Annotated in this window: 30 protein-coding genes; 18 read left to right on the top strand and 12 right to left on the bottom strand. The window is 71.0% G+C overall.

The window, feature by feature from the left end; translation table 11 throughout:
- Positions 1–62: 62 nt before the first annotated feature.
- Together IE242_RS06745 and IE242_RS06750 are read left to right on the top strand one after the other, a co-directional pair.
- Complete coding sequence (locus IE242_RS06745) at positions 63–803, top strand: response regulator transcription factor (RefSeq protein ID WP_189856158.1); 741 nt, start codon at positions 63–65, stop codon at positions 801–803.
- A complete protein-coding gene (locus IE242_RS06750; RefSeq protein WP_189856160.1) occupies positions 800–2,242 on the top strand; it encodes a sensor histidine kinase in 1,443 nt (480 codons plus the stop codon). The genes IE242_RS06745 and IE242_RS06750 overlap by 4 nt, the downstream gene beginning before the upstream one ends.
- Here IE242_RS06750 and IE242_RS06755 read toward each other — a convergent pair.
- The 4 genes from IE242_RS06755 to IE242_RS06770 form a co-directional block, all read right to left on the bottom strand.
- A complete protein-coding gene (locus IE242_RS06755) occupies positions 2,217–2,576 on the bottom strand; it encodes a hypothetical protein (protein WP_189856163.1) in 360 nt (119 codons plus the stop codon). The genes IE242_RS06750 and IE242_RS06755 overlap by 26 nt on opposite strands.
- Positions 2,573–2,920 carry a DUF6247 family protein gene (locus tag IE242_RS06760; RefSeq protein ID WP_189856165.1) on the bottom strand — a complete coding sequence of 116 codons (348 nt, stop codon included), beginning with the start codon at positions 2,918–2,920 and terminating at the stop codon, positions 2,573–2,575. Before IE242_RS06760 ends, IE242_RS06755 begins: the two co-directional genes overlap by 4 nt.
- A gap of 197 nt (positions 2,921–3,117) precedes the next feature.
- Positions 3,118–4,212, bottom strand: a complete 1,095-nt coding sequence (locus IE242_RS06765; RefSeq protein WP_189856167.1) for a winged helix DNA-binding domain-containing protein — start codon at positions 4,210–4,212, stop codon at positions 3,118–3,120.
- 85 nt (positions 4,213–4,297) lie between these two features.
- Positions 4,298–4,768: a VOC family protein gene (locus IE242_RS06770; RefSeq protein WP_189856168.1), complete on the bottom strand. Its 471-nt coding sequence runs from the start codon at positions 4,766–4,768 to the stop codon at positions 4,298–4,300.
- A 99-nt stretch (positions 4,769–4,867) separates the two neighbouring features.
- Here IE242_RS06770 and IE242_RS06775 point away from each other — a divergent pair, with 99 nt between their 5' ends.
- A complete protein-coding gene (locus IE242_RS06775; RefSeq protein ID WP_189856170.1) occupies positions 4,868–5,875 on the top strand; it encodes a helix-turn-helix transcriptional regulator in 1,008 nt (335 codons plus the stop codon).
- On the opposite strand, the gene IE242_RS06780 is transcribed toward IE242_RS06775, so the two are convergent.
- From IE242_RS06780 to IE242_RS38805, 3 genes are read right to left on the bottom strand one after another with little or no spacing between them, the layout of a single operon-like run.
- Complete coding sequence (locus IE242_RS06780; protein ID WP_189856172.1) at positions 5,862–6,056, bottom strand: DUF397 domain-containing protein; 195 nt, start codon at positions 6,054–6,056, stop codon at positions 5,862–5,864. The genes IE242_RS06775 and IE242_RS06780 overlap by 14 nt on opposite strands.
- Positions 6,053–6,457, bottom strand: coding sequence for a DUF5753 domain-containing protein (locus IE242_RS38800; RefSeq protein WP_308436752.1), 405 nt, complete (start codon positions 6,455–6,457; stop codon positions 6,053–6,055). Before IE242_RS38800 ends, IE242_RS06780 begins: the two co-directional genes overlap by 4 nt.
- A gap of 7 nt (positions 6,458–6,464) precedes the next feature.
- A complete protein-coding gene (locus IE242_RS38805; RefSeq protein WP_308436753.1) occupies positions 6,465–6,863 on the bottom strand; it encodes a Scr1 family TA system antitoxin-like transcriptional regulator in 399 nt (132 codons plus the stop codon).
- A 127-nt stretch (positions 6,864–6,990) separates the two neighbouring features.
- Between IE242_RS38805 and IE242_RS06790 the strand changes: the two genes are divergently transcribed.
- The 5 genes from IE242_RS06790 to IE242_RS06810 all read left to right on the top strand — a co-directional run bounded on the left by IE242_RS06790 (position 6,991) and on the right by IE242_RS06810 (position 10,482).
- Positions 6,991–7,308: a hypothetical protein gene (locus tag IE242_RS06790; RefSeq protein WP_189856174.1), complete on the top strand. Its 318-nt coding sequence runs from the start codon at positions 6,991–6,993 to the stop codon at positions 7,306–7,308.
- Positions 7,305–7,592, top strand: a complete 288-nt coding sequence (locus tag IE242_RS06795) for a hypothetical protein (protein WP_189856176.1) — start codon at positions 7,305–7,307, stop codon at positions 7,590–7,592. Before IE242_RS06790 ends, IE242_RS06795 begins: the two co-directional genes overlap by 4 nt.
- Positions 7,593–7,690: 98 nt before the next feature.
- Positions 7,691–8,017 carry a DUF6247 family protein gene (locus tag IE242_RS06800; RefSeq protein WP_189856178.1) on the top strand — a complete coding sequence of 109 codons (327 nt, stop codon included), beginning with the start codon at positions 7,691–7,693 and terminating at the stop codon, positions 8,015–8,017.
- A complete protein-coding gene (locus IE242_RS06805; RefSeq protein WP_189856180.1) occupies positions 8,014–8,253 on the top strand; it encodes a hypothetical protein in 240 nt (79 codons plus the stop codon). Before IE242_RS06800 ends, IE242_RS06805 begins: the two co-directional genes overlap by 4 nt.
- A 102-nt stretch (positions 8,254–8,355) precedes the next feature.
- A complete protein-coding gene (locus IE242_RS06810) occupies positions 8,356–10,482 on the top strand; it encodes a pectinesterase family protein (RefSeq protein ID WP_189856182.1) in 2,127 nt (708 codons plus the stop codon).
- A 27-nt stretch (positions 10,483–10,509) separates the two neighbouring features.
- Here the strand turns inward: IE242_RS06810 and IE242_RS06815 are convergent, their stop codons facing one another.
- The 3 genes from IE242_RS06815 to IE242_RS06820 all read right to left on the bottom strand — a co-directional run bounded on the left by IE242_RS06815 (position 10,510) and on the right by IE242_RS06820 (position 14,583).
- Positions 10,510–12,234, bottom strand: coding sequence for an ABC transporter ATP-binding protein (locus IE242_RS06815; RefSeq protein ID WP_189856192.1), 1,725 nt, complete (start codon positions 12,232–12,234; stop codon positions 10,510–10,512).
- Between the two features lie 101 nt (positions 12,235–12,335).
- Positions 12,336–12,458, bottom strand: coding sequence for a hypothetical protein (locus tag IE242_RS38545; protein ID WP_268249427.1), 123 nt, complete (start codon positions 12,456–12,458; stop codon positions 12,336–12,338).
- A 295-nt stretch (positions 12,459–12,753) separates the two neighbouring features.
- Positions 12,754–14,583: a bifunctional metallophosphatase/5'-nucleotidase gene (locus IE242_RS06820; protein WP_189856194.1), complete on the bottom strand. Its 1,830-nt coding sequence runs from the start codon at positions 14,581–14,583 to the stop codon at positions 12,754–12,756.
- A 351-nt stretch (positions 14,584–14,934) separates the two neighbouring features.
- Between IE242_RS06820 and mshD the strand changes: the two genes are divergently transcribed.
- The 7 genes from mshD (at position 14,935) to IE242_RS06855 (ending at position 22,309) form a co-directional block, all read left to right on the top strand.
- Complete coding sequence (gene mshD, locus IE242_RS06825; protein WP_189856196.1) at positions 14,935–15,864, top strand: mycothiol synthase; 930 nt, start codon at positions 14,935–14,937, stop codon at positions 15,862–15,864.
- 143 nt (positions 15,865–16,007) lie between these two features.
- The gene (locus IE242_RS06830) at positions 16,008–16,430 is read left to right on the top strand and encodes a GntR family transcriptional regulator (RefSeq protein WP_189856500.1); all 423 of its coding nucleotides are present in this window, start codon (positions 16,008–16,010) and stop codon (positions 16,428–16,430) included.
- Positions 16,427–17,314, top strand: coding sequence for an ABC transporter ATP-binding protein (locus IE242_RS06835; protein WP_189856198.1), 888 nt, complete (start codon positions 16,427–16,429; stop codon positions 17,312–17,314). Before IE242_RS06830 ends, IE242_RS06835 begins: the two co-directional genes overlap by 4 nt.
- Positions 17,311–18,312 carry an ABC-2 membrane transporter-related protein gene (locus IE242_RS06840; RefSeq protein ID WP_189856200.1) on the top strand — a complete coding sequence of 334 codons (1,002 nt, stop codon included), beginning with the start codon at positions 17,311–17,313 and terminating at the stop codon, positions 18,310–18,312. Before IE242_RS06835 ends, IE242_RS06840 begins: the two co-directional genes overlap by 4 nt.
- Positions 18,313–18,433: 121 nt before the next feature.
- A complete protein-coding gene (locus IE242_RS06845) occupies positions 18,434–20,803 on the top strand; it encodes an RNA degradosome polyphosphate kinase (protein WP_189856202.1) in 2,370 nt (789 codons plus the stop codon).
- Positions 20,784–21,896: a CHAD domain-containing protein gene (locus IE242_RS06850; RefSeq protein WP_189856204.1), complete on the top strand. Its 1,113-nt coding sequence runs from the start codon at positions 20,784–20,786 to the stop codon at positions 21,894–21,896. Before IE242_RS06845 ends, IE242_RS06850 begins: the two co-directional genes overlap by 20 nt.
- Positions 21,893–22,309 carry an NUDIX hydrolase gene (locus IE242_RS06855; protein WP_229858277.1) on the top strand — a complete coding sequence of 139 codons (417 nt, stop codon included), beginning with the start codon at positions 21,893–21,895 and terminating at the stop codon, positions 22,307–22,309. The genes IE242_RS06850 and IE242_RS06855 overlap by 4 nt, the downstream gene beginning before the upstream one ends.
- Here the strand turns inward: IE242_RS06855 and IE242_RS06860 are convergent.
- Positions 22,306–22,509, bottom strand: a complete 204-nt coding sequence (locus IE242_RS06860; RefSeq protein WP_189856206.1) for a hypothetical protein — start codon at positions 22,507–22,509, stop codon at positions 22,306–22,308. The genes IE242_RS06855 and IE242_RS06860 overlap by 4 nt on opposite strands.
- 116 nt (positions 22,510–22,625) lie before the next feature.
- On the opposite strand from IE242_RS06860, the gene IE242_RS06865 reads away from it, so the two are divergent.
- Both IE242_RS06865 and IE242_RS06870 read left to right on the top strand, forming a co-directional pair.
- On the top strand, positions 22,626–23,507 hold the full coding sequence (locus IE242_RS06865; protein WP_189856208.1) for an SCO4651 family lipoprotein: 882 nt from the start codon (positions 22,626–22,628) through the stop codon (positions 23,505–23,507).
- Positions 23,508–23,647: 140 nt separating this feature from the next.
- Positions 23,648–23,863: a hypothetical protein gene (locus IE242_RS06870; RefSeq protein ID WP_189856210.1), complete on the top strand. Its 216-nt coding sequence runs from the start codon at positions 23,648–23,650 to the stop codon at positions 23,861–23,863.
- 59 nt (positions 23,864–23,922) lie between these two features.
- On the opposite strand, the gene IE242_RS06875 is transcribed toward IE242_RS06870, so the two are convergent.
- Positions 23,923–24,282 carry a metal-sensitive transcriptional regulator gene (locus IE242_RS06875; RefSeq protein WP_189856212.1) on the bottom strand — a complete coding sequence of 120 codons (360 nt, stop codon included), beginning with the start codon at positions 24,280–24,282 and terminating at the stop codon, positions 23,923–23,925.
- A 232-nt stretch (positions 24,283–24,514) separates the two neighbouring features.
- On the opposite strand from IE242_RS06875, the gene IE242_RS06880 reads away from it, so the two are divergent.
- A complete protein-coding gene (locus IE242_RS06880) occupies positions 24,515–25,135 on the top strand; it encodes a DUF47 domain-containing protein (protein WP_189856214.1) in 621 nt (206 codons plus the stop codon).
- Position 25,136 lies beyond the last annotated feature (1 nt).

The following is a 25,136-nucleotide window of genomic DNA, read 5'->3' on the forward strand; positions in this document are numbered from 1 at the left end:
GCGAGGCTGAAGACGCAAGGACATGTCCGCTCGTCCCATCGCACCCGAGGAACGACACCACCATGAGCCCCGCCGAAGGCGACCGTGACCCCCAGCGCATCCTGATCGTCGACGACGAGCCGGCGGTGCGCGAAGCACTCCAGCGCAGCCTCGCCTTCGAGGGCTACGACACCGAGGTGGCCGTGGACGGCGCGGACGCGCTGGAGAAGGCCACCGCGTACCGGCCCGACCTGGTCGTCCTCGACATCCAGATGCCGCGCATGGACGGGCTGACCACCGCGCGCCGGATGCGCGGCGCGGGCGCCACCACGCCCATCCTGATGCTGACGGCCCGCGACACGGTCGGCGACCGGGTCACCGGCCTGGACGCGGGCGCGGACGACTACCTGGTCAAGCCCTTCGAGCTGGACGAGCTGTTCGCCCGGGTTCGCGCGCTGCTGCGGCGCAGCTCGTACGCGGCGGCCGCGGTCGCACAGGACGGCGGGCCGCAGGAGGAGGTACTGGCCTTCGGCGACCTGACCATGAACCTGGCGACCCGCGAGGTCACGCGCGGCAGCCGCCCGGTCGAGCTGACCCGTACGGAGTTCACGCTCCTGGAGATGTTCATGGCCCACCCGCGCCAGGTGCTCACGCGCGAGCAGATCCTGAAGGCGGTCTGGGGCTTCGACTTCGAGCCGTCCTCGAACTCCCTCGACGTGTACGTGATGTACCTGCGGCGCAAGACGGAGGCGGGCGGCGAGCCGCGTCTGGTGCACACGGTGCGGGGCGTGGGGTATGTGCTGCGCCAGGGCGGCACGGAGTGAGGCAGTTCCTGCGCCGGGTGCGTTCGTTGCCCATTCGCTCACGGTTGTCGTTGCTGGTGGCGGCGGCGGTGGCGTTCGCGGTGGCGGCGGTGTCGGTGACGTGCTGGTTCATCGTGCACGAGAAGCTGTACGGGCAGCTCAACGACGATCTGCGGAGGGGCATGCGGGCCCCCGACCAGGCGCTGAACTCCGCTCTCAACAACTGCTTCGAGACCCCGCAGAACACCGACAGCCCCTATCGGAACAACTACGTCCAGCTGGTCAAGGAGGACGGGACCGTCTGCGTCCTCGACACCTCCGTCGGCAAGGTCAAGGTCACCCAGGCCGACAAGGACACGATCACGAACGGTGACACCGGCAAGGACTACTTCCGCGACGGCACCGACGGGGACGGCAACGCGGTCCGCGTAATGCTCCAGCCGATGCCGACCACCACCCTCACCGGAGAGCCCGGTCCCAACGTCGGCCTCATGGTCGCCGTCTCCCTGAACAGCACCAAGGGCACGCTGAACGATCTGGCGCTGATCCTGCTCCTCGTCTCCGGCATCGGAGTAGTCGGCGCCGGAGCCGCCGGTCTGGCGGTCGCCCGTGCGGGTCTCCGCCCCGTCGACAAGCTCACCGAAGCCGTCGAGCACGTCGCCCGCACCGAGGACCTGGCCATCCGTATCCCCGTCGAGGACGACAGCGACGACGAGATCGCCCGGCTGTCCCGCTCGTTCAACTCGATGACATCGTCCCTGGCCAGCTCCCGGGAGCTGCAACAGCAACTGATCGCGGACGCGGGCCACGAGCTCCGTACGCCCCTGACGTCCCTACGGACCAACATCGAGCTCCTCACCCGCAGCGAGGAGACCGGCCGCCCGATCCCCGAGGCCGACCGCAAGGCGCTGCTCGCCTCGGTGAAGGCGCAGATGACGGAGCTGGCCGCGCTCATCGGCGACCTCCAGGAGCTGTCGCGCTCGGAGAAGGGGCAGCACGCCGGGAAGGTGCAGGTGGTGGCCTGGCAGGACGTCGTCGAGTCGGCCCTGCGGCGGGCCCGGCTGCGCGGCCCTGAGCTGACGATCACGGCGGACGTCCAGCCCTGGTACGTCCGCGCGGAGCCGTCCACGCTGGAGCGGGCGGTGGTCAACATCCTGGACAACGCGGTGAAGTTCAGTCCGGGGGGCGGCACGATCGAGGTGTCCCTGGTGGACGGCGTCCTGACGGTGCGCGACCACGGCCCCGGCATCCCGGCCGAGGAACTGCCGCACGTCTTCGACCGCTTCTGGCGCTCCCCGAGCGCGCGGGCCCTGCCGGGCTCGGGGCTGGGTCTGTCGATCGTGGCGCGTACGGTGCGGCAGGCGGGGGGCGAGGTGACGCTGGCCCGGGCCGAGGGTGGGGGGACGGTGGCGACGGTGCGGCTGCCGGGTGCGCCTATGGCTCCGCCGGAGATTCCGTAGGGGGTTCGTAGGCCTGCCAGAAGACCTCTATGACCATGATCTGCGGATCCGCGGAGCGTCGAACGAAGGTGTAGACCAGCCAGCCATACTGGTTGTCGAAGTACACGATGCGCGGACCCTTGGGATCGCTGGACCGTACCGGCTCGACGTACATGGTCTCCGGGAGGTCGCCATCGGTATCGACTCCGCGGAAGTACGGATCCTTCGCGGTGACCAGCTCGGCCCGGATCTCGTCAACCATTCTCCGCACATGGTCCGGCAGTGCGTCACGGCCGACGAGGGCATCGAGCCGCCAGTCCATCTGCCAGGGTGGTCCCATGAACTCGTCGGTCACTCGCCGGGCTCCAAGTCCCGCGTGCCGTAACGGATCTTCGCCACCTCTTCGAGAAGAACCCTGGCCTCCGCGATGTCCGTCGCTTCCGCCGCCCGGTGCTGAAGCCCGATCACGTGAGCGTCAAGCTCCGGATCACGTGCGATCGCGTACTCACACCACCAGCGGGCCAGGAACGCGGACACGGGACCGACGTCGTACGTGTCGCCGATCGCCCGCTTCCAGTGCGCGTCGAAGTCGGGGAGGAGCTGGGGCGTGTACAGAGCGATGGCCCTGCGCAGGGCCATCGGCGTCCGCTCGGGCATAGGAGGGACGAACCGATCGGGATCCGCAACGTGAGCAGCCATGACGGAAGTCCTCCTTCGACGCGATGTCTCCACGACCATAGCCGCGCTCACCGCACCCACGCGGAGCGTTCCCGCACCGGCTCCGGCGGGTCCTGGACACAAGTCTTTTCGACGCTCATATGCTCTGCCATGAGGACACCATGACCGAACCGCGTCCCTTCCCGTGCCGGTACCCGGCCCGCCTCACTCGACGGTGTTCACACCCCCTGCGACTTTGACGTCGTCCTTCCTGACACGCCGTGCAGGAAGGACGCGAGGCGGTCGGCCTCGTCGTTGATCGCGGTGTGGTCGGCGGGGCTGAGGGTGCGTAGTGGTGTGACGGTGAGGGTGCCGTTGCCGCTGGTCCAGGTGGCGGCCACCCGGCCGTCGACGAGTACGAGGCGTTCACCGGCGACGGAGAGGCCGCGGTGGGTGTCGTCGATGATGCGGGTGCGGTCGTGATAGCCGAGGACCGCGTTGTCGAAGGCGGGCAGGAAGCGTACGGGGGCCGGGGTGTCCGGGTCGGGTCTCGGGGCGTCGGGCAGATCGAGCAGTTCGCGGCCCCGGTCGTCACGGAAGCTGATCAGTTCGTCCCCGTCGCGGAGGGCGGCGACGGCCTCCGGCAGGCCGGCCAGGCCGCACCAGGCGCGCAGGTCGCTGCTGGAGGCGGGCCCGAAAGCACGCAGGTAACGGCGGACGAGTTCCGTGTCGACGCCGCCGGGGGTGGGCGGGTCGGTGCGGGTGAGCCAGGTGGACAAGGGCAGATACGTCGCTCCGGCCTTGCTGCGCCAGGTGCCGCGCGGGGGAAGCTGCACGGTGGGGACGAGAGCGGCGACGACGGCTTCACCCAGGACCCGGGGCCTGATGTCGGGCCAGTACGTGGCGAGGTCCCGGCCGATGTCGCCGAGGGAGCGGGGCAGGCCGTCGGCCATGAGGTCCCGGGCCCGTGCGGCGAGGACGTCCGGGTCGAGGTCGGCGAGGTCGCGGCGGTACGTGCCGAGGGTGCGCTGGCGGAGCAGGGTGTGGTGGCGGGGCCGCCAGTTCCACGCGTCGTCGGCGGTGACCAGGTGCACGGTGCGGCGCATGAGGTGCAGCCGGACGAGCGTGCGCTGTTCGAGCAGGCGCGACAGCTCGTCGGGGACAAAGTCGCGCACCCGGGACCAGAGTCCGGTGAACGGCTCCTGGGGCTCCTGCGCCTGCAGGCCGCCGAGGTGGGCGACGACGTCGGGAAGGCCGGCGTCGGTGCGGTCGAGCAGGAACTGGCGGGCCAGGGTCGCGCGGTTGAGGGCGCGGGTGCTGATGCGGGTGGTCACAGGTGCTCCGTGCGGGGTGAGTCGGCGAGTGCGTGCCACGCACAGGTGCGGGGCACGCACTCCCTGGGCCTGGGAGAACTCCCTGTCAGCCGGCGTCGTGCGCGGCGGCCACGTCGAGGACCCAGGTGACGCCGAACCGGTCGGTCAGCATCCCGAAGGCCGGTGCCCACTGCGCGGGCCCGAAGTCCTCGACCACGGTGGCGCCCTCGGACAGCTTCTTCCACAGCTCGCCGACCTCCTCCACAGTCTCGCCGCGGAGGGACATGAAGAACGGCTCGTGGGTCAGCGTCATGCCGTTCTCGCGCCGGGTGGTACCGGCCGGGCCCGCCTCGGCACCGGCCTGGCCGGGGATGTCGTACGCCATGACGCGGAAACCATTGTCGGCGTTGTCGATCCGACCGAAGACGATCTTGTCGGCGTCGGGCAGTTCCTTGGGCATGCCGAAGTCGCCGTAGGTGACGGCGGTGAGCCGGCCGCCGAAGACGGACCGGTAGAACTCCAGCGCCTCACGGGCGTTGCCCCGGAAGTTGAGGTGGGCGGTGGTGGCGAAAGCCATGGTGACTCCGTACGGATCGAGGCGGGGTGTCGGTTCGAGTCCGAGGTTCGCAGGGGAAGGTGCCAGGTTGTGTCACCTACTCCGGGCAGAATCCGCAGCATGCCGAAGACTTCCGCTCGTCTGCTGACTCTGCTGTCGCTGCTGCAGACCCGCCGCGACTGGCCCGGCACCCTCCTGGCCGACCGCCTCGGCATCAGTCTGCGTACCGTGCGCCGTGACGTCGACCGCCTCCGCGAGCTCGGTTACTCCATCGCTGCCGTGAAGGGACCCGACGGCGGCTACCGGCTCAGCGCGGGCACCGAGCTGCCGCCGCTGCTGTTCGACGACGAACAGGTCGTCGCACTCACCGTCGCCCTGCGGACCGCCGCGACCCGGCCGGACGACACCCTCGCCGAACCTGCCGCGCGGGCGCTGAACACCGTCCGCCAGGTCATGCCCGCCCGGCTGCGCCATCGCATCGACGCCCTGCGGGTCACCGCCGTGGATCCGCCCACCACACGGCCGTCCGCCGCGGTCGGCAGCGACGTGCTGCTCGCGCTCAGCGCCGCCGTGCACGCCCGCGAGGTCCTGCGTTTCGACTACGTCAGCGGCAGCGGAAGCGGGTGGACAACCGAGGAGCCGCCGCGCCGCGTCGAACCCCACCACGTCATCACCTGGGACGGGCGCTGGTACCTCATCGCCTTCGACCTCGACAGGCAGGACTGGCGCACCTTCCGCGCCGACCGGATCACCCCGCGCACCCCCACCGGCCCCCGGTTCACCCGGCGCGAGCTCCCCGGCGGCGGCGACATCACCACCTACGTCACCGGCGTCTTCCGCGGCTCCACCGACGACTCCGGGGACTGGCCGTGCCGGGGGACGGTGATCCTCGGTCTGGACGCCGCCACCGTGGCCACCTACACCCGTGAGGGCCTCGTCGAGGAGCTCGACGACGGTCGCTGCCGGCTCACCCTCGGGTCATGGTCCTGGACGGGCCTGGCCTCGGCTCTTGCCATGTACGACGCCGAGATCGAGGTGGTCGGCCCGCCGGAACTCGTGGATGCCTTCGCTCAGCTCGGCAAACGTTTCCTGCGTACGGCGAAGGGGTCCCCCGCTACCTCGCCATGAGCACGAAAGCGGACCAGGAAGCGGCGGAGAAGATCAGCGGTGCCGCTTCGGGCGCCTTGCTGTCGCGGACGGGGACTATGCCGGGGTAGCCGTCGGCGACCTCGACGCAGTTGTTGTCTCCCCCGTCGCTGTAGCTCGACTTGCGCCAGGCGGCGGTGCTGAGGTCGGGGGTGGACTTCATGATGTGTGCTCCTTCAGAACGCCCCGGATGAACGTCAGCGAGTCCGCCGGGGACAGCGCCACGTCTCGGAGCCGATCGTAGGACAGACGGTGGCGGGTGACATCCTCCGCTTCGTTCATCAACACCCCGAGGCCGTTGCCTTCCTTGTAGGCAACGGCACTCCCGGACTCCTGCCACAACAGGGTCAGCGATACGTCCATGCCGTGAGGGCCTGCCGTGAAAGGCAGCACCTGGATGACGACGTTGGGCCACATCGCGGCCGTCTCGATGCGGAGCAACTGATCCTCCCAGGTCCTCGCGGTTTGCGAGGGGCGCCGGAAGGCGTACTCGTCGACGACGAAACGGACGTCTGGCACGGGACAGCGGTGCAGCAGGAGCTGCCGCCCCAGGCGGGCGGCCACCTGTTCGTCAATTGCTCCCGTCGTTGTCACCCGTTGTCTGGCCGCCAGACAACACCTCACGGGCGAAGTCCTCGGTCTGCAGCAACCCTGGGACGCCCAGCGTGAATTTGTGCATGACCCGCGCCGTGGCCTCAAGCCGCATGAACTCCTTGTACTGATCCTTGTAGGCGTCGTGCCGAGCTACCTTCCACAGCTGAACCAGCAGGTCACCCGACCCGTAGAACCGGTCCAGCTCCTCCATCACCGACACCTTCGACAGCCGCTGCCCCGACTCCAGACGGCTCAGATAGCTCTTGCCGTAAGACGTCTCCTGCGCCAACTGCCCGAGCGACTTCCCGGCCTGCTCCCGCAGATACCGAAGCGCCCGCCCCAGTCCAGCAAGCCCATCGTCAACCTTTTCCCCCACGTCACCCCTCCCCGTTGTCTGGCGCTCAGGCAACACCAGACCTCTTCCGCAGCGTACGCGCCACCAGTGACGATCGGAGCACGAACCGTAATCGCCGCTCGTCACCCGCACCGAGAAGGGAACCGACATGCGCGTACGTCTCGCCGAAGCCTGCGAGTTCGTCCTGCTGGTCCTCCTGCGGGCGCTGCTGCCCGCCCGAGGGCGGCACCGATCCGTCGTCGTACCGGCCCAGTCCCCGGCCTGCTCCCCGCCCGTACGCCCACAGGCCACCCACGACGCACAACCCCGCGAGTGGGACACCCCCCTCGTACGCCCCTACCTCCTCACCCCGGACGAGCGCCGCGAGCGCAAGCTGCAACGCCGGCGCCGCCAGGCCCTCTGGCTGGCCACCCACGGCATCGACGTCGGGCCCCGCCACATCCACGGGATGGAGGTCTCGGCATGACCACGAACCTGCGCCTGCTCCCCTGGACCACACCCGAGGGCAAACCCTGCTACCTGAGCTCGGACGGCGGTGACAGCACACTGTCCCGGCTCGCCGACGACATGGAGGCGGCCCAGCTGGCCTCGGGCGAGCAAGTGCTCGCTGGGTCCAGAGCAGTGCTCGCCGATCCGAAGGCCGGTGAGCGGGCGATGCGCTTCGCGCTCACCAGGGCGACGGAGTGCCTGGAGGACGTCATCCGGATCGCGGTCAGCCGGGGCGAGCGCGTCCCAGGGGGCGAACAGTGACACCGCCGCTCTCGTCCTCCAGCACCCGGCACCCATCACGCCCTACCGTGTACCTCCGGTCACCACACCCCGCCCCCGCCGGAGAAGAGAAACCGATCATGGCCCACGAGGTGGATCCGAACTCCTGCGAGAGGACTCCCGAGGCGATCCGCGCGGCCCTGCAACGGCGGCCCGACTGGTTGCGGGCCTTCGAACAGGACTGGCTCAGCGCGGCGGCGGACTTCGACCGGTCGGCGCTCGACGCCGTGACCGACAAGTGGTTCCCCTTCGCCTGCGCCTGCGCGACGCCCGGTTATCTGGACGAGGTGGAGCAGGCGGTCAAGCGGATGACCGAGGGCGACACCGAGGGCATGGTCTTCCGCGACACGGACGGGAACGCCTACGACGCCGACAACCGGCCCATCGACGCGAGCAGGCCAGGGTGAGCGCGTACGCGATCAGATACGTCGACCGCGCGGCTCAGCGCAGGGCCGCGTTGCAAGCGCCTCAGCGTGCGTCGCTGGAGGCGCTGGAGAAGCGGCTCAGCCTCAATCCGTTCGGCGCGCCCGCGATCAGCAACCGGGACAACAGCTGGTCGGCGTCGTTCACGGGCGGCTTCATCACGTACGTCGTATCCAACCGGCATGTGGTGATCAACGTCATCGACCTGGTGGCTCCCTGATCACCCCAGGCCTCCCGCAACAACCCGGCAACCTTTCCCCCCACGGCTCCCACAAGCAAGTGACCCCACTCACCCCTCACTTGACCGGACCGGGAGCAGCCCGTGGATGAGACACGCGATGAGACCCCCAGCAAGGCAGCCCGCAGCAAGGCACGGCACCGCAGGCGGCGGACGACGGCGGTGACGGCCGGGGTGCCGCTGGCCGTGGTGGCCGCGGCGGCGCTGGCGTACGGCAACGGCTTCGGAGTGTTCGGCGAGGGCTCGCAGGCCCATGCCGACACGGTCGCCGACGTCGCCACGGCCGCCTGGGCCACCGACGTCGCCGACGGCTTCGCCTCCGTCAACGCCCTCGGACAGAACGGCACGTACGGCGGGCGGGACGGCAAGACCGTCACCGTGAAGACGCTCGCGGATCTGGAGAAGTACGCGACCGCCGCCGAGCCGTACGTCATCGTCGTCGCCGGGACCATCAACATGAACCCGGTCGGCAAGGAGATCAAGGTCGCGTCCGACAAGACGATCGTGGGGTCCGGGACCTCCGGGCACATCGTCGGCGGCGGCTTCTTCCTCGGCTCCGGCGTGCACAACGTGATCATCCGGAACCTGACGATCCGGGACTCGTACCAGGGCACCTGGAACGACAAGGACCACGACTTCGACGCCATCCAGATGGACGGCGCCCACCATGTCTGGATCGATCACAACAACCTGCGGCACATGGCCGACGGGCTGATCGACAGCCGCAAGGACACCACCTACGTGACCGTGTCCTGGAACAAGCTGAGCAACAACAACAAGACATTCGGTATCGGCTGGACCGAGAACGTCACCGCCGATCTCACCATCCACCACAACTGGTTCAGCGACACCGAGCAGCGGAACCCCTCCGCCGACAACATTGCGCACGCGCACCTCTACAACAACTATCTGGAGGACGTCGCCGGGACGGACATCGCCTCCTCGTACGGCAACTACGCGCGCGGCGCCACCAAGATGGTCCTGGAGAACTCCTACTTCCAGGGCATGAAGAACCCCGTCCAGAAGGACAGCACCGCCGCCCTCGTCCAGCGCGGCAACGTCTTCTCCGGGACGAGCGGGCGCAACGAGAGCGGCGGTACGGCGTTCGACCCGAAGTCGTACTACAGCTACACGCTGGACAAGGCGGCCGATGTGCCCGCGCTGCTCAAGGCGGGCGCCGGGCCGCGGAGCACGATCGGTACGACGGCCACGGCGGCCACGACCGCCACGGCGTCCACCAAGGCGGCCGCCGCCACCACCCTCACCGTCGCCAAGGACGGCTCCGGCCAGTACTCCTCCGTCCAGGCCGCCGTGAACGCCGTGCCCGCGAACAACCCCTCCCGCGTGGTGATCTCCGTCAAGCCGGGCACCTACCGCGAGCTCGTCAAGGTGCCCTCCAACAAGCCGCACGTCACCATCCAGGGCACCGGGAGCAGCCGCAAGGACACGGTGATCGTCTACAACAACGCCGCCGGTACGCCGAAGCCGGACGGGTCCGGTACGTACGGCACGGGCGGCAGCGCCACCGTCGCCGTCGAGGCCGACGACTTCCAGGCCCGCAACCTGACCATCCTCAACGACTTCGACGAGAAGGCGAACCAGTCCCTCTCCGGCCACCAGGCCGTCGCCCTGCGCACCGCCGCCGACAAGGTGTTCCTCGACGGCGTCATCGTCGAGGGCGACCAGGACACCCTGCTCCTGGACACCGCGTCCAAGGACAAGCTGGGCCGGGTCTACATGAGCAACTCGTACGTCATCGGCAACGTCGACTTCGTCTTCGGGCGGGCCACCGCGGTCATCGACAAGTCCGTGATCACGCTGAAGAAGCGCTGGGACGGCACGTCCGCCGGGTACATCACGGCGCCCAGCACCGCCGCCAACCGCAAGGGCTTCCTCATCAACCGGACGACCGTCAACGGTGATGTGTCCGCGTCCTCCTTCTACCTGGGCCGTCCCTGGCACGCCGGTGGCGACGCCACCCTCGACCCGCAGACCACCGTCCGGAACAGCACGCTGAGCTCCGCGATCAAATCCACCCCGTGGACCGACATGAGCGGCTTCTCGTGGAAGGACGACCGGTTCGCCGAGTACAAGAACACCGGGGCCGGGGCGGGGAGCGCGAGCAGCAACCGGCCGCAGCTGACCGACGCCCAGGCGGCGGACCAGGAGGTCGCCGACTGGCTGGGGGACTGGACGCCCACCGCTTCCTGACGTCCTGACCGGGCTACCGGCCTGTGGTCAGCCCGCCAGACGCGCGTACGTCCCGTGGCGCACCCCCGCCAGCTCGGCGTGCGTGCCGCTCTGCACCAGGCGGCCCCGGTCGACGACGAGGACGCGGTCGGCGTCCGGGGCCAGACCCAGATCGTGCGTGATCATGATTGTCGTACGGCCGGCCATCAGCCGGCGCAGCGGCCGCACCACCTGCCGGGCGGCCACCGCGTCCAGGCCGGCCGTCGGCTCGTCCAGGACCAGGACGGGGGCGGCGCGCAGCATCGCGCGGGCGATGGTGATCCGCTTGAGCTGGCCGCCGGACAGGGCCGCCGCGCCGGGGGCGATGAGCGTGTCGTACCCCTCGGGGAGTGCCGTGATGAAGTCGTGGGCGGCGGCGTCCCGCGCGGCCCGCTCCACGTCCGCCTCGCTCGCGTCCGGGCGGCCGCAGGCGATGTTCTCCCGGATCGTGCCGTTGAGGATCAGCGTCTCCTGCGGCAGGAGCGTGACGTTGTCCCGGAGGAACTCCAGCGGTACGTCCGTGAGCGGCACCCCGTCCAGGGAGATCACGCCCGCCGACGGGTCGTAGAAGCGGGTGAGCAGCTTGGACAGGGTGGACTTGCCGGCGCCGCTCGGGCCCGTGATCAGGACCAGTTCGCCGGGGGCCGCGGTGAACGTCACGTCGCGGACCGACGCGCTCTCCGCGCCCGGGTAGCCGAAGGACACATCGTGGAAGGCGACCCGGCCGCGTACCGGCCACGGGGCCACCGGAGCAGCCGGGTCCGTGACGGCCGGGCGGGCGTCCAGGATCTCGCCGAGGCGTTCCGCGCCCGCCGTCGCGGCGGTGAGCGTCAGGCCCAGCTGGCCGAGGTTGCGGACGGGCGGGTAGAGGTAGCCGATGAACGCGGCGAAGGCGAGCAGCTGGCCCAGCGTCATGCGGTCGGCGGAGATCTCCCAGACGCCGAGGCCGATCACCGCGAGCACGCACAGCGTCTCGACGACCTCGACGAACTGCTCGTACATCTCGCTCAGCCGGGCCCCGCGCACCGATGCCCGCATCCAGGCGCGGGCCTCGCGGTCCAGGCGCCGTTCCTCGTCACGGCGGCGGTTGTACGCCTGGGTGAGGACGATGTTGCCGAGGGACTCCTCGACGACCGACGTGATCGCGCCGTCGGCCACCCGCTCGTCCTGGGACGCCGTCCTGATACGGCCGGAGAAGCGGCGGGCGGCGAGCAGGAACAGGGGCGCGAGGACGAAGGTCGCCAGGGCCAGGTCCCAGCGCAGGTACAGGGCCGCGCAGGCGTAGAAGACGGCGGAGAAGGCTGCGGCGAGCGTGCCGACGACCCCGGAGACAACCATCTGCTCGATGGCCTCGACGTCCCCGGTGAGCCGTTCGACCAGGTCACCGCGGCGGTGGCGCTGGAAGAAGTGCGGCGGCATGTCCTGCACATGCCGGAAGACGCTCGCCCGGAGGCGCAGGACGAATCTCTCCGCGGTCCAGGTGGCGAGCGAGTTGCCGAGGTAGCCGACGAGCGCGCCGAGCACGGCGACGGCGAGCCAGGCACCGGCCGGGCCCCAGAACGCGGAGAGCGAACCGGCCGCCAGGGCGTGGTCGGTCAGCTCCGCGAACAGCAGGATCGACGCGGTCTCGGCGAGTGCGGAGACCACCACGCAGGCCACGATCACCGCGAGCCATCTGCGGTCGCCGCGGGTCAGCGGCCAGAAACGGCGGAAGGCCTCGCGGACTTCCCTCATCGTCGGTCGGTTCCTTTCGTACGCCGCTGTCGCGGGCGGACATGCCGAGGCGGGGTCCCCGGAAAGCGCGTTCGCTCGGGGACCCCGCCTCGTGGCGTGTGTCAGCCCTTGTGGGAGACCGGGCGGCGCTTCGGGGCGGCCTTCTTCGCGGGCGCCTTCTTCTTGGGGGCCGGGGCGGCCTTGCGGGCGGTCTTCTTCACCGGGGCGACCTTGTGGAAGCTCATGAATGTCTCCTCGTTCGTTCGTACCGTTTGATTTCGCGTCGTTCGCTTTCGCTTTCGACATGGAAAACATTACGGGACCCGAAAGCCCGAGAACGCCAATTCCGCTGAGACCTCGATGAAATGCGCCTGAGCCCATTCTCAGGCGCCTTCCGGAACCGAACTCGAATTCACACAGACTTTATTACGGCACTCACCCGGAATTTATTTACCCAGCCGGATCGGGCGAGAACGCAAGAGGCGGCCGACGTCGATGACGTCGGCCGCCTCGAGCACGCTGCTGCGCGGTGATGGACGGTTACTTCACGATCGTGATCCGGTCCGCCGCCGGCACCGCCAGCGGGCTGCCCGCCGAGGTGGTGGCCAGCAGGTACTGCTCCAGCGCCGCCAGGTCGTCCGCGCCGACCAGCTCGTCCGTGCCCTGGCCCAGCGTGGTGAAGCCGTCGCCGCCGCCCGCGAGGAAGCTGTTCATCGCGACGCGGTAGGTGGCCGCCGGGTCGATGGCCGCACCGTTGAGCTTGATGGAGTCGGTGACCACGCGGTCGGCACCCGACTTGGTCAGGTCCAGCGTGTACGTCAGCCCGGAGGAGATCTGGAGGATCTTCGGCGAGGCCGCGTTGGAACCGCTCACCTGCTCCTTCAGGACCTGGATGAGCTGGGCGCCCGTGTAGGTCTGGAGGTTCACCGTGTTGGCGAACGGCTGGACCGTGAAGGCCTCCGCGTACGTCACCACGCCGTCGCCCTCGGAGCCCTTGGCCGCGTAGGTGAGCGGTGCCCGGATACCGCCGGGGTTCATCAGCGCGAGGTCGGTCTCGGGGTCGAGCTCCCTGCCGTACGCGAGCTGCGCGTCCGCGATCAGGTCACCGAGCGGGGACTCCGTGCCGGAGTTGCCGATGTCGCCCGCGATGTAGCCGATGGCGCGGTTGCCGATCGGGGCGGCCAGCGTGTTCCACTCGTCGATCAGCTGGGTCATGTCGGGGGCCTTGGCGACGTCCCGGGTGACCACGTGGTTCGCGGACTCCACGGACGTACGGGCGATGTCGCCGGTGCGGCGGTCGTACGTGAGGGTGGTGTCCGTGTAGAGGCGGCCGAAGGACGAGGCCGAGGTGACCATGCGCGGGTTGCCCGCCGGGTCGTCGATGGTGCAGACGTAGGCGTTGTGCGTGTGGCCGGTGACCAGCGCGTCGACCTTCGGCGTGATGTTCTTGGCGATATCCACGATCGGGCCGGAGATGCCGTCGCCGGCGCCCGGGGAGTCGCAGTCGTAGTTGTACGCCGTCGAGGCGGGCTGGCCGCCCTCGTGGATCAGCGCGACGACCGACTTCACGCCCTGGCGCTCCAGCTCCTTGGCGTACTTGTTGATCGTCTCGACCTCGTCCTTGAACGTGAGGCCCTTGACGCCCTCGGCGGTGACGACGCCCGGCGTGTCCTCCAGGGTCACACCGATGAAGCCGACCTTGACGCCGTCCTTCTTCCACACCCAGTAGGGCTTGAGGATCGGCTTGCCGGTCTTCTCGTCGAGCACGTTCGCCGCGAGGTACGGGAAGTCGGCGCCCTGGAACTCCTTCCCCTCGACGTAACAGCCGTCGGTGGGGTGGCAGCCGCCGTTCTGCAGCCGGGCCAGTTCCTTGGCGCCCTCGTCGAACTCGTGGTTGCCGACGCTCGTGACGTCGAGGTCCAGCTTGTTCAGCGCCTCGATGGTGGGCTCGTCGTGGAAGAGGCCCGAGAGCAGCGGGGAGGCGCCGACCATGTCGCCGCCGGCCGCGGTGATGGAGTACTTGTTGCCCTTGCGCGCCTGGCGCAGGTGCGTGGCCAGGTACTCGACACCACCGGCGTCGACGGTCGTCGTCGTGCCGTCCTCGTGCTGGTGCGTGACGCGCCCGGAGGAACCGGACGGCGGCTCCAGGTTGCCGTGCAGGTCGTTGAACGACAGCAGCTGCACGTCCTGGTAGCGGCCCGGCTGGGAGGTGCCGGGCGTGCCGTGGCCCGGCTCGTGCTGCGCCCCCGACTCACCGGCGGAGGCCGGGAGCGCGGCGACGAGGGCACCGACGGTGGTGAGGCCGGCGGCCGCGGTGAGGATGCGGTGCGTGCGGCGTCTGCCGTGGTGCCGATGGGGTGTGGCGGACATCTGCCCCCCTGGGATCTGGATGAGATGAAGACGAATGGGCCCCGTCCGGCGCAGCCTAAGGTCAACGCGCGTAGCGCGACAGGGGGTTCCTGGTTACGGCCTGGTGACCGCCGAGCATGATCCACCATGAACAGGACAAGGTGGCACACGGGCCTGGCACCGTCCCCGCCCGGCGCGCACGCTGATCCCACGTCTCGCGGATGCCGTTCCCGTGTTCCGCGGATGCCGTCCTCACGTCTCCCGGATGCTGTCCTCACGTCTCCCGGATGCCGTCCTCACGTCTCCCGGATGCCGTCCTCACGTCTCCCGGATGCTGTCCCCGCGCGCCCGACCCGGCCTACTCTCGTAGGCATGACCAGCCGAGACACCACGGCCCCACGGGGCCCCGCCCGCAGCATCGAGAGCCTCGCCGCACCGAGCGCCGAACAGATCGAGACCGTGTCCGCCCTGCTCGCGGAGGCGGCCCGGACCGACGGGCAGATGGCGGTGTCCGAGCAGGGCCGGCTCCAGCTGCGCGGCGGCGAGCGCGAGGGCGTACGGCATCTGCTGCTCACCGCGAACGGCACCCTCGTCGGCTACGCGCAGCTGGAGGACACCGACCCGGTCGAGGCCCCGGCCGCCGAGCTGGTCGTGCACCCCGCCCACCGCGGTCACGGCCACGGGCGCGCCCTCGGTGCCGCGCTGCTCGCGGAGTCCGGCAAGCGGCTGCGGGTGTGGGCGCACGGCGGGCACTCCGCCGCCCGGCACCTCGCCCAGGTCCTGGGCCTCACCCTCTTCCGCGAGCTGCGCCAGATGCGCCGCCCGCTGGACGGCTTCGACCCGCCGGAGCCGGCGCTGCCCGAGGGCGTCACGGTCCGCGCCTTCGTCCCCGGCAAGGACGACGCCGCCTGGCTCGCGGTGAACGCCGAGGCCTTCGCCCACCACCCCGAGCAGGGCTCCCTGACCCAGCGCGACCTCGACGACCGCAAGGCCGAGCCGTGGTTCGACCCGTCCGGCTTCTTCCTCGCGGAACGCGGCGGCGAGGTGATCGGGTTCCACTGGACCAAGGTGCACGAGCGGGAGGGCCTCGGCGAGGTGTACGTGGTCGGCGTGCGGCCCGACGCGCAGGGCGGCGGCCTCGGGCGGGCGCTCACCACCATCGGCCTGCGGCACCTCGCCGGGCGGGGCCTGCCGACCGCGATGCTGTACGTCGACGCGGACAACAAGGCCGCGGTGACCGTGTACGAGCGGCTGGGCTTCGTCACGCACGAGACGGACCTGATGTACCGCACGGAGACCTGAGCGGTCTGAGCGGTCTGAGCGATCTGAGCGGCCGAACCACCGCAGACGCCTCAGACGCTCCCCAAGGGGGCGGCGCGCTTGACGCCGCCCCCTTCTTTGCACCACCCTTTCACTACTCAATTAGTGAAAGGGTGGTGCAGCAAGTGGTCGACTACCGCATCGACCGGCGCAGTGGCGTCGCCACCTACCTCCAGATCGTCCAGCAGACCAAACAGGCCCTGCGCCTCGGCCTGCTGGAACCCGGCGACAAGCTGCCCACGGCCCGCGAGGTCGTGCAGGCCACCGCGATCAATCCGAACACCGTGCTCAAGGCCTACCGCGAGCTGGAGCGCGAGGGCCTGGTCGAGGCCCGCCGCGGCCTCGGCACGTTCGTACGGAAGTCCCTGGGCACCGCCCCGGCCGACTCCCCGCTCCGCGCGGAACTGCACGCCTGGGCGGACCGGGCCCACGCCGCCGGACTCGAACGGGACGACGTGGCGGCACTCTTCACCGCCGTACTCGACCAGCGATTCCCGCACGACCACGTACAGCACGACGAACAGCACAACAAGGGGGACAAGGCATGACCGACACCGCCATCGAGGCGGCCGGACTGGGCAAGACGTTCGGGCGGCGGCGGAAACGGGCGCTGCACGAGTGCGCCTTCCGGCTGCCGGCGGGGAGCGTGTGCGCGCTCATCGGACCGAACGGCGCCGGCAAGTCGACGCTGCTCGCCCTCGCCGCCGGACTGCTGCGGCCCACGGAGGGCACGGTCACCGTGCTCGGCACGACCCCGGCGGCGGCCCGCGAGCGCGTCGCGTACGTCGCCCAGGACAAGCCCCTGCACCGGCAGCTCACCATCGCCGACACCCTGCGCATGGGCCGGGACCTCAACCCGGGGCGCTGGGACGCGGCCGTCGCCGAGCGCCTCGTCACGGACGGCGGCCTCGACCCGGCCGCCAAGGTCCGCACCCTCTCCGGCGGCCAGCGCACCCGCGTCGCGCTCGCCCTCGCCCTCGGCAAGCGGCCCGAACTGCTGCTCCTGGACGAGCCGATGGCCGACCTCGACCCGCTCGCCCGGCATGAGCTGATGGGCGCCCTGATGGCGGACGCCGCCGAGCACGGCACGACGGTCGTGATGTCCTCGCACGTGATCGCCGAGCTGGAGGGCTCCTGCGACCACCTGCTCCTCGTCGGTGGCGGCCGGGTGCGGCTCGCGGGCCCCGTCGACGACCTGCTCGCCGCCCACGCCCTGGTCACCGGGCCGGACGGCGACCTCGCCCCGCACACGGTGGTCGAGTCCCGGGTGACCGGACGGCAGCTCACCGCGCTCGTCCGCCCGGCGGGCCCCATCGGCGCGGGCCTGCGGTCCGGCGAACCGTCGCTGGAGGAACTGGTGCTCGCCCACCTCCGCTCACCGGACGCCCCCGCACTCACCCTGACCGACGAGCGCCGGGAGGCCGCCGCATGAGCACCGTGTCCGCCGAGGCGACGACCGCCGGGGCAACGACCGCGGAGGCCCCGTCCACCCCCTTCCGGGGCCTGGTCCGGACCGTGCTGCGCCTGCACCGCTCGGCCCTGTGGTTCTGGGTGCTGTTCCTGGCCGTGGCGGCCGGGGCCCTGCTGTGGGCGTACGGGCCGGGGTCCGACGCCGCCTGGCAGGAGTACCGGACGGCGGGCTGCGCCCAGGGCGGGCTCAGCCCGGGCTGCAACACCAGAGTCCCCGCGTACCAGTGGTTCTTCACGGTGACCGATACCGCCTCCGAGCTGCTGTACTCCGTACCGCTGCTGACCGCCGCCTGGGCGGGCTCGGCCCTGATCGGCCGCGAAATAGAGAACGGCACGACGGCCGTCGTCTGGACCCAGTCGGTGTCCCCGGCCCGCTGGCTGGCGGCCAAGCTCGCCGTGCCGGCCGCGCTCCTCGTCGCCGGAACGGCCGTCCTCAGCCTGCTGCACCGTACTGTGTGGTCGGCCGACCGCGAACTGTGGGACAGCATGGGCCTGGAGTGGCACGAGGGAAGCATCTACACCGCCAATGGCACCCTCCTCACCGCCTACACCCTGCTCGGCCTGGCCGTCGGCGTCCTCGCGGGCCTGATCGTGCGGAGCGCCCTGCCCGCCCTCGCCGGCGCCGCCATCGGCTTCGCGGTACTGCTGAACGTGATCGACTCCCTGCGCACCCACCTCTGGCCGGTCGAGACCCTGACCCGCGAGGACGGCTACCCGGACTACATCGGGATGGTGGTGGGCGACGGCGCCCTCACCTCCACCGGCGCCCGCGTCTCCGACCCGATCTGCGTGGACGACGCCGCCTGCCTGGCCCGGCACGACGTCGTCGGCTTCTACCGCGACTACCACCCGTCCTCGCACTTCTGGCCGCTCCAGCTCATGGAGACCGGCATCGTGCTCGCCGTCGCCGCCGTGGCCGTCGCCGCCGCGTTCGCCCTGCTCCGCCGCCGTACGGCCTGACCGGGCGGCGCCTGCCGGTACGCCGGCCCACGAGGGGAGGACCCCCGCGGTCCTCCCCTCGCTATCCCATACGTCATGTCCTCTTAACCAGCGATTCAGACGGCCTTGCAACGCTCGCTCAATGAATCCCGCCGTACCCGAGCCCTCGCCGCCCCCACAGAACGGGGAGAGCGCGGGGAGCGGCCCGTTTCTCGCCGCGCTCCCGCCAGCCCGTTCCGACGCGCCCGTGTCCCCCTCGGCGCGGAACAATGGGGCCATGAGCCAGCCCAACGCCCAGGCGCCCGCCCCGGTCCAGCACCCGCAGCCCTCCGTGGGCTCCATAGCCGCACACCGTCCGCACACGGTGGCCGCGGCCGTGTCCGACCTGGAGCCCGACCTCGACGCCGACCTCGACATCTACGAGGAGTCGACGGACGGCGCCGAGCTGCCCCAGGGCCGCTTCCTGGACCGGGAGCGCAGCTGGCTCGCGTTCAACGAGCGCGTCCTCGAACTCGCCGAGGACCCGGCCACGCCGCTGCTCGAACGGGCGAACTTCCTGGCGATCTTCGCCAGCAACCTGGACGAGTTCTTCATGGTCCGGGTCGCGGGTCTGAAGCGCCGTATCGCCACCGGCGTGGCCACCCGCTCCGCCTCCGGGCTCCAGCCGCGCGAGGTCCTGGAGATGATCTGGGCGCGCTCGCGCGAGCTGATGGCACGTCACGCCGCCTGCTACCAGGAGGATGTGGCTCCGGCGCTCGCCGACGAGGGCATCCACCTGGTCCGCTGGAACGAGCTGACGGAGAAGGAGCAAGCACGTCTCTTCACGCTCTTCCGCCACCAGATCTTCCCGGTGCTGACCCCGCTCGCCGTCGACCCCGCGCACCCCTTCCCGTACATCTCCGGCCTCTCGCTCAACCTCGCGGTCGTCGTACGGAACCCGGTCAGCGGCCACCGCCACTTCGCGCGCGTCAAGGTGCCGCCGCTGCTGTCCCGCTTCCTGGAGGCCTCCCCGAACCGCTACGTGCCGATCGAGGACGTCATCGCGGCCCACCTGGAGGAGCTCTTCCCGGGCATGGAGGTGCTGGAGCACCACACCTTCCGGCTCACCCGGAACGAGGACCTGGAGGTCGAGGAGGACGACGCCGAGAACCTGCTCCAGGCCCTGGAGAAGGAGCTCATGCGGCGCCGCTTCGGGCCGCCGGTGCGCCTGGAGGTCGAGGAGTCCATCGACCGGTACGTCCTGGACCTGCTGGTACGGGAACTGAAGATCTCCGAGGCCGAGGTGTACCCGCTGCCGGGCCCGCTCGACCTCACGGGCCTGTTCGGCATCGCGGCGCTCGACCGGCCCGAGCTGAAGTACCCCAAGTTCATCGCGGGCACCCACCGCGACCTCTCCGAGGTGGAGTCGGCGTCGGCGCCCGACATCTTCGCCGCGCTGCGCGAGCGGGACGTGCTGCTGCACCACCCGTACGACTCGTTCTCCACCTCCGTGCAGGCGTTCCTGGAGCAGGCCGCGGCCGACCCGGACGTCCTCGCCATCAAGCAGACCCTGTACCGGACCTCGGGCGACTCGCCCATCGTCGACGCGCTCATCGACGCCGCCGAGTCCGGCAAGCAGGTCCTCGTCCTGGTCGAGATCAAGGCCCGCTTCGACGAGCAGGCCAACATCAAGTGGGCCCGGAAGCTGGAGGAGGCCGGCTGCCACGTCGTGTACGGGCTGGTCGGCCTGAAGACGCACTGCAAGCTGTCGCTGGTGGTGCGCCAGGAGGGCGAGACCCTGCGCCGCTACTCCCACGTCGGCACCGGCAACTACCACCCCAAGACGGCCCGCCTCTACGAGGACCTGGGCCTGCTGACCGCCGACCAGCAGGTGGGCGCCGACCTTTCCGACCTGTTCAACCGGCTCTCCGGCTACTCCCGCCGCGAGACCTACCGCCGGCTCCTGGTGGCCCCCAAGTCGCTGCGCGACGGCCTGGTCTCCCGGATCAACAAGGAGATCCAGCACCACCGCGCCGGCCACCCCGCGTGCGTCCGCATCAAGGTCAACTCGATGGTGGACGAGGCGGTCATCGACGCCCTGTACCGCGCCTCGCAGGCGGGCGTCCCGGTGGACGTGTGGGTGCGCGGCATCTGCGCGGTGCGGCCCGGCGTCCCGGGTCTGTCGGAGAACATCCGGGTGCGGTCCGTGCTCGGCCGCTTCCTGGAGCACTCGCGGGTGTTCGTGTTCGGCAACTGCGGCGAGCCCGAGGTGTGGATCGGCAGCGCCGACATGATGCACCGCAACCTCGACCGCCGTATAGAGGCACTGGTACGGGTCACCGACCCGGCCCACCGGGCGGCCCTCGACCGGCTGCTGGAGACCGGCATGTCCGACACGACCGCCTCCTGGCACCTCGACCAGGACGGCGAGTGGACCCGGCACGCGACGGACGCCGAGGGCCAGCCCCTGCGCAACGTCCAGGAGATGCTCATTGACGCCCGGAGGCGCCGGCGTGGCACAGCGACACCTTGACCCCATGGACCCGGCGACCGGGTCCCCCGCGGCCGATGTCCTCCCGGACTACCTGCGGGCCCAGGCCACGGAGTTCCTCCGGGCGCTGCGCGCCCACCGGGAGGCCGGGAGCAACGGGGGCGCCCCCGCCCGGTCCAGGCCGGCCGCGGGAACGGGAGCGGCCGGGGGCCGGGCACCCGGTACGGGCGACCACGGCGGCGAGGACACCGCCGACGCGGTCCTCGCCCTGCGCCGCTCGGCCCGCCGGATCAGCGGCACCCTGCACACGTTCCGGCCGCTGCTCGACGCCGCCTGGTCCGAGCACATCCGGCCCGAGCTGGCCTGGCTGTCCGGCACCCTGGCCCGCGAGCACGCGTACGCGGCCCGGCTGGAGCGCCTGGTCGCGGCCCTGAACCGGCTGTCGGGGGCGGCGGCCTTCCCCACCCAGCCCCGGGGCACCGCGCAGTCGGCGGGTGACGCCACCGCGAAGGGCAGTCTGACGGTCGGCGCCGCCAAGGCCGGTGCCCTCCTCGACCGGCAGCTCACCCTCGCCCGCACCCGCGCCCACTCGGCGGCGCTCCAGGCGCTCGGCTCGTCCCGCTTCCACGCGGTCGCCGACAGCGTGGCCGTCCTCGCCAGCGAGGTGCCCCTCGCCCCCGCCGCGGCCGGCGCCGAGCTGCGCCCCCTCGCCGACGCCGCGCACGAGCGGCTGTGCGACGCGGTCGCCGCCCTGCCCCTGGTCACCGCGGGCCTGCCCTACAACGCCGAGGCGCTCGTCCACGGCCTCTCCCCCGACCCCGCCCCGCACCCCCAGGACGCGCCCTGGCACCAGGTCCGCCTGCTGCTGCGCCTGTACCGCTACTCCCGTGAGGTCCTGCACGGCCGCGACACCCTCGACGACGTACGCCTGCTCGCGGCGGGCGAGGCCCTGAACCGGCACCGGGACGCCTCCGAGGCGGCGGCCGCGGCGGCGTCGGCGGCCCGCACCCCGCGCATCGCCCCGGCGACGGCGTACGCGCTCGGCGTCCTCCACGCCGACCAGCGCCACGAGGTGGAGGCGGCCCGGTTCGCGTTCCAGCAGTGCTGGCAGAAGGAGGCGGTGAGCACCGCGTGAGCGACGACGGCACGATCCTCGCGGCGGGCTGCGTCCTGTGGCGCCGCTCCGCCCCGTCCGGGACGCTGGAGCTCTGCCTGGTCCACCGGCCCAAGTACGACGACTGGTCGTTCCCGAAGGGCAAGCTGAAGCACGGTGAGGACCCGCTGGCCGGTGCCCTGCGCGAGGTCGAGGAGGAGACCGGCCGGCGCTGCGCGCCCGGCCCCCGCCTCGCCACGTCCCACTACCTCGTCGACGGCCGTCCCAAGCAGGTGAGTTACTGGTCGGCCGAGGCGCTCGGCGGCCGTTTCGAGCCGAGCCGCGAGGTGGACCGTGTCGTCTGGCTGCCGGCGGCCGAGGCCCGTGAGCGCCTCACCCAGCCCCGTGACCGTGACCTGGTGGACGAGCTGCTGACGGTCCTCCAGCGGGCCTAGGACGGTTCCGCGTCCACGCGTCCCTCGCTGCGTCCCTCCGCGTGCTCCAGGTGTTCCGCCGCGTCCGCCCGCGCCCGGCTCCGCGCCCTGCGCGCCGGTCCCCGCCAGCCGCAGGTGCACCGGGCCAGACAGAACCGCCCCTGCTCGACGGTGGTCGGATGGTGCTCCTGAAAGGGGGTGATCTCGTCCTGCTGCGCCACGGCGGGCACGTTACCCGCCGTAGGTGAACGGCCGACCGGGCGCGTGACGGTCGCCCCCGCTCCGTCGTTGACCCGGCGACGACAGGCCCGGGACCGACCGGCTGGGGGTTGAGACCATGGTGGCGCGGCAGCACAGGACGGTCCCGGGGGCTCTCCCGCTCGGGCGACGCCGGGTGTGGACGAGGGCGGGCGCGGCGGCCGCCGCGGCGGGACTCGTCATGGTGTGCGGCGCCGGCTGCCGGTCCATCCCGCTCACCAGTGACGCGCGCGGCGCCGCCGACCCCGTCGGACTGCTGCAGCGGGCCGCGGACACCCTGGAGCGCGCGGGCACCTCCAAGGTCCGTACGTCCATGGAGATGGCCACCGGAGGCACCCGTGTCACCATCCGCGGCGCGGGCGTGTACGACTACGCCGAGCGGCTCGGCCGGCTCCAGGTGCGGCTGCCGCAGGACGCCGCCGGGTCCTCCGAGCGCCGCCCCATCACGGAACTCCTCGCGCCGGGCGCCCTGTACATGAAGAACCGCGGCGCCGGGGTGCCCGCCGACAAGTGGGTCCGCGTCGACACGGCCGGCCTCTCCGACGGCAACCTCGTCACCGGCGGCGCCACCGACCCGCTCGCCGCGGCCGAGGTGCTGCGCGGCACCCGGACGGCCCGTTACGTCGGCGAGAGCGAGGTCGGGGGCACCGCGGTGCGCCACTACCGGGGCACCGCGGATCTCGCGCGCGCCGCCGAGCAGGCGTCGAAGGGCAACCGGGCACCGTTGCGGGCGGCAGCGAAAGGGTTCGCCAGCCCCACGGTCCGGTTCGACGCGTACCTCGACGACCAGGGCCGCGTCCGCGAGGTGCGCCACCGGTTCAGCTTCCTCAACGGGCGGCACGACGGCGCGGTCCCGGTCGCGGTCGCCTCCACGACCCTGCTGTACGACTTCGGCGTCCCCGTCTCCGTACGGCTGCCGGAGCCGGCGGACATGTACGCGGGGAAGATCGCCGAGAACTGACCGGCCCGGCGGACGGATGGCCGGGCCACGCGGATGACGCCCGGTCGGATCCCGCCGGAATAGCCCACCTGGGCCATGCGCGGTATGGAGGGCGCTCCCTACTCTAGGAAGTCGGTAACGACGGAGAAGAGGTGAGGCACGTGGCTCCGGCAGGCGGTACGGCGGTTCAGGACCACGTGGCCCTCGCCGAGATCGAGCTGTGCGGCGAGCTGATCATCGCGGCCTCGGCCGCGCGCGGGGACCGGCTGAGCCCGGACCGCATCGACGAGGTCCTGCGGGTCCGCGAGGAGCCGGCGCACGACGCACGCGACTCCCGCGGCTCCCGTGAGGACACCCCGAGGCGCCGGGGCGCTTAGGTGCCCTCCCGGTCGCGTGCGCGAGCGGCCGGTGCGCCCGGCCGCCGCCGTACGGACCCTCAGGTGCGCAGCAGCCGCCCGATCGCCTTCGTGGCCTCCTCGACCTTCGCGTCGATCTCGCCCCCGCCCTTGAGCGCGGCGTCCGCGACGCAGTGGCGCAGATGCTCCTCCAGCAGCTGGAGGGCGAAGGACTGCAGGGCCTTGGTGGAGGCCGAGACCTGGGTGAGGATGTCGATGCAGTAGACGTCCTCGTCGACCATCCGCTGCAGACCCCTGATCTGGCCCTCGATCCGGCGGAGACGCTTGAGGTGTTCATGCTTCTGATGGTGGTACCCGTGGACACCCCGGTCGTGATCGGTGACCACGGTGTCGGGGGTGTCCTCGGAGGGCGCCGTCGCGCCGGCCTCGGTGGTCGTCATCGCGTCCTCCCACAGACGTAAGCGGCGTATACCCCAGGTAGGTATATGGTAACGAATTTTGCTGGGTAGGGGCTCCTTGGCCGAGGACCCACCCACAGCCGCAGAACCGGCGGCGCCGCCCCCCTGCTGATCGCTCTGCCTGATGGGCGACACTGGGGACGGCCCGTTAGCCGTGGCCGAATGTTGCGCCTAGCATCAGCCTGACCGAACCGAAGCACCCCGAGGACCCCACGTGCGCTTTCGTCTGACCCCCAGGGAGACGAGCTTCTACGACATGTTCGCCGCGTCCGCGGACAACATCGTCACGGGCTCCAAGCTCCTGATGGAACTGCTCGGGGCGGACGCTCCCGCCCGGGCCGAGATCGCAGAGCGTATGCGGGCCGCGGAGCACGCCGGTGACGACGCCACGCATGCGATCTTCCACCAGCTGAACTCCTCGTTCATCACGCCGTTCGACCGCGAGGACATCTACTCCCTCGCGTCGTCCCTCGACGACATCATGGACTTCATGGAGGAGGCCGTCGACCTGGTCGTCCTCTACAACATCGAGGAGCTGCCCAAGGGCGTCGAGCAGCAGATCGAGGTGCTGTCGCGGGCCGCCGAGCTCACGGCCGAGGCCATGCCGAACCTGCGGACCATGGACAACCTCACCGAGTACTGGATCGAGGTCAACCGGCTGGAGAACCAGGCGGACCAGATCCACCGCAAGCTGCTCGCCCACCTCTTCAACGGCAAGTACGACGCCATCGAGGTGCTCAAGCTCAAGCAGATCGTGGATGTGCTGGAGGAAGCGGCGGACGCGTTCGAGCACGTGGCGAACACGGTGGAGACCATCGCGGTCAAGGAGTCCTGAC

The sequence above is a fragment of the Streptomyces poonensis genome, from assembly GCF_014650915.1.
GTDB lineage: Bacteria > Actinomycetota > Actinomycetes > Streptomycetales > Streptomycetaceae > Streptomyces > Streptomyces poonensis.

Coding starts and splice junctions, on each gene's coding strand:
- IE242_RS38545 (WP_268249427.1), bottom strand. CDS start 12,458: ATGAGCTTCCACAAGGTCGCCCCGGTGAAGAAGACCGCCCGCAAGGCC.
- IE242_RS06780 (WP_189856172.1), bottom strand. CDS start 6,056: ATGAAGTCCACCCCCGACCTCAGCACCGCCGCCTGGCGCAAGTCGAGC.
- IE242_RS06815 (WP_189856192.1), bottom strand. CDS start 12,234: ATGAGGGAAGTCCGCGAGGCCTTCCGCCGTTTCTGGCCGCTGACCCGC.
- IE242_RS06775 (WP_189856170.1), top strand. CDS start 4,868: ATGCCGAAGACTTCCGCTCGTCTGCTGACTCTGCTGTCGCTGCTGCAG.
- IE242_RS06800 (WP_189856178.1), top strand. CDS start 7,691: ATGGCCCACGAGGTGGATCCGAACTCCTGCGAGAGGACTCCCGAGGCG.
- mshD (WP_189856196.1), top strand. CDS start 14,935: ATGACCAGCCGAGACACCACGGCCCCACGGGGCCCCGCCCGCAGCATC.
- IE242_RS06760 (WP_189856165.1), bottom strand. CDS start 2,920: ATGGCTGCTCACGTTGCGGATCCCGATCGGTTCGTCCCTCCTATGCCC.
- IE242_RS06835 (WP_189856198.1), top strand. CDS start 16,427: ATGACCGACACCGCCATCGAGGCGGCCGGACTGGGCAAGACGTTCGGG.
- IE242_RS06840 (WP_189856200.1), top strand. CDS start 17,311: ATGAGCACCGTGTCCGCCGAGGCGACGACCGCCGGGGCAACGACCGCG.
- IE242_RS06865 (WP_189856208.1), top strand. CDS start 22,626: ATGGTGGCGCGGCAGCACAGGACGGTCCCGGGGGCTCTCCCGCTCGGG.
- IE242_RS06795 (WP_189856176.1), top strand. CDS start 7,305: ATGACCACGAACCTGCGCCTGCTCCCCTGGACCACACCCGAGGGCAAA.
- IE242_RS06770 (WP_189856168.1), bottom strand. CDS start 4,768: ATGGCTTTCGCCACCACCGCCCACCTCAACTTCCGGGGCAACGCCCGT.
- IE242_RS06790 (WP_189856174.1), top strand. CDS start 6,991: ATGCGCGTACGTCTCGCCGAAGCCTGCGAGTTCGTCCTGCTGGTCCTC.
- IE242_RS06745 (WP_189856158.1), top strand. CDS start 63: ATGAGCCCCGCCGAAGGCGACCGTGACCCCCAGCGCATCCTGATCGTC.
- IE242_RS06845 (WP_189856202.1), top strand. CDS start 18,434: ATGAATCCCGCCGTACCCGAGCCCTCGCCGCCCCCACAGAACGGGGAG.
- IE242_RS06820 (WP_189856194.1), bottom strand. CDS start 14,583: ATGTCCGCCACACCCCATCGGCACCACGGCAGACGCCGCACGCACCGC.
- IE242_RS06875 (WP_189856212.1), bottom strand. CDS start 24,282: ATGACGACCACCGAGGCCGGCGCGACGGCGCCCTCCGAGGACACCCCC.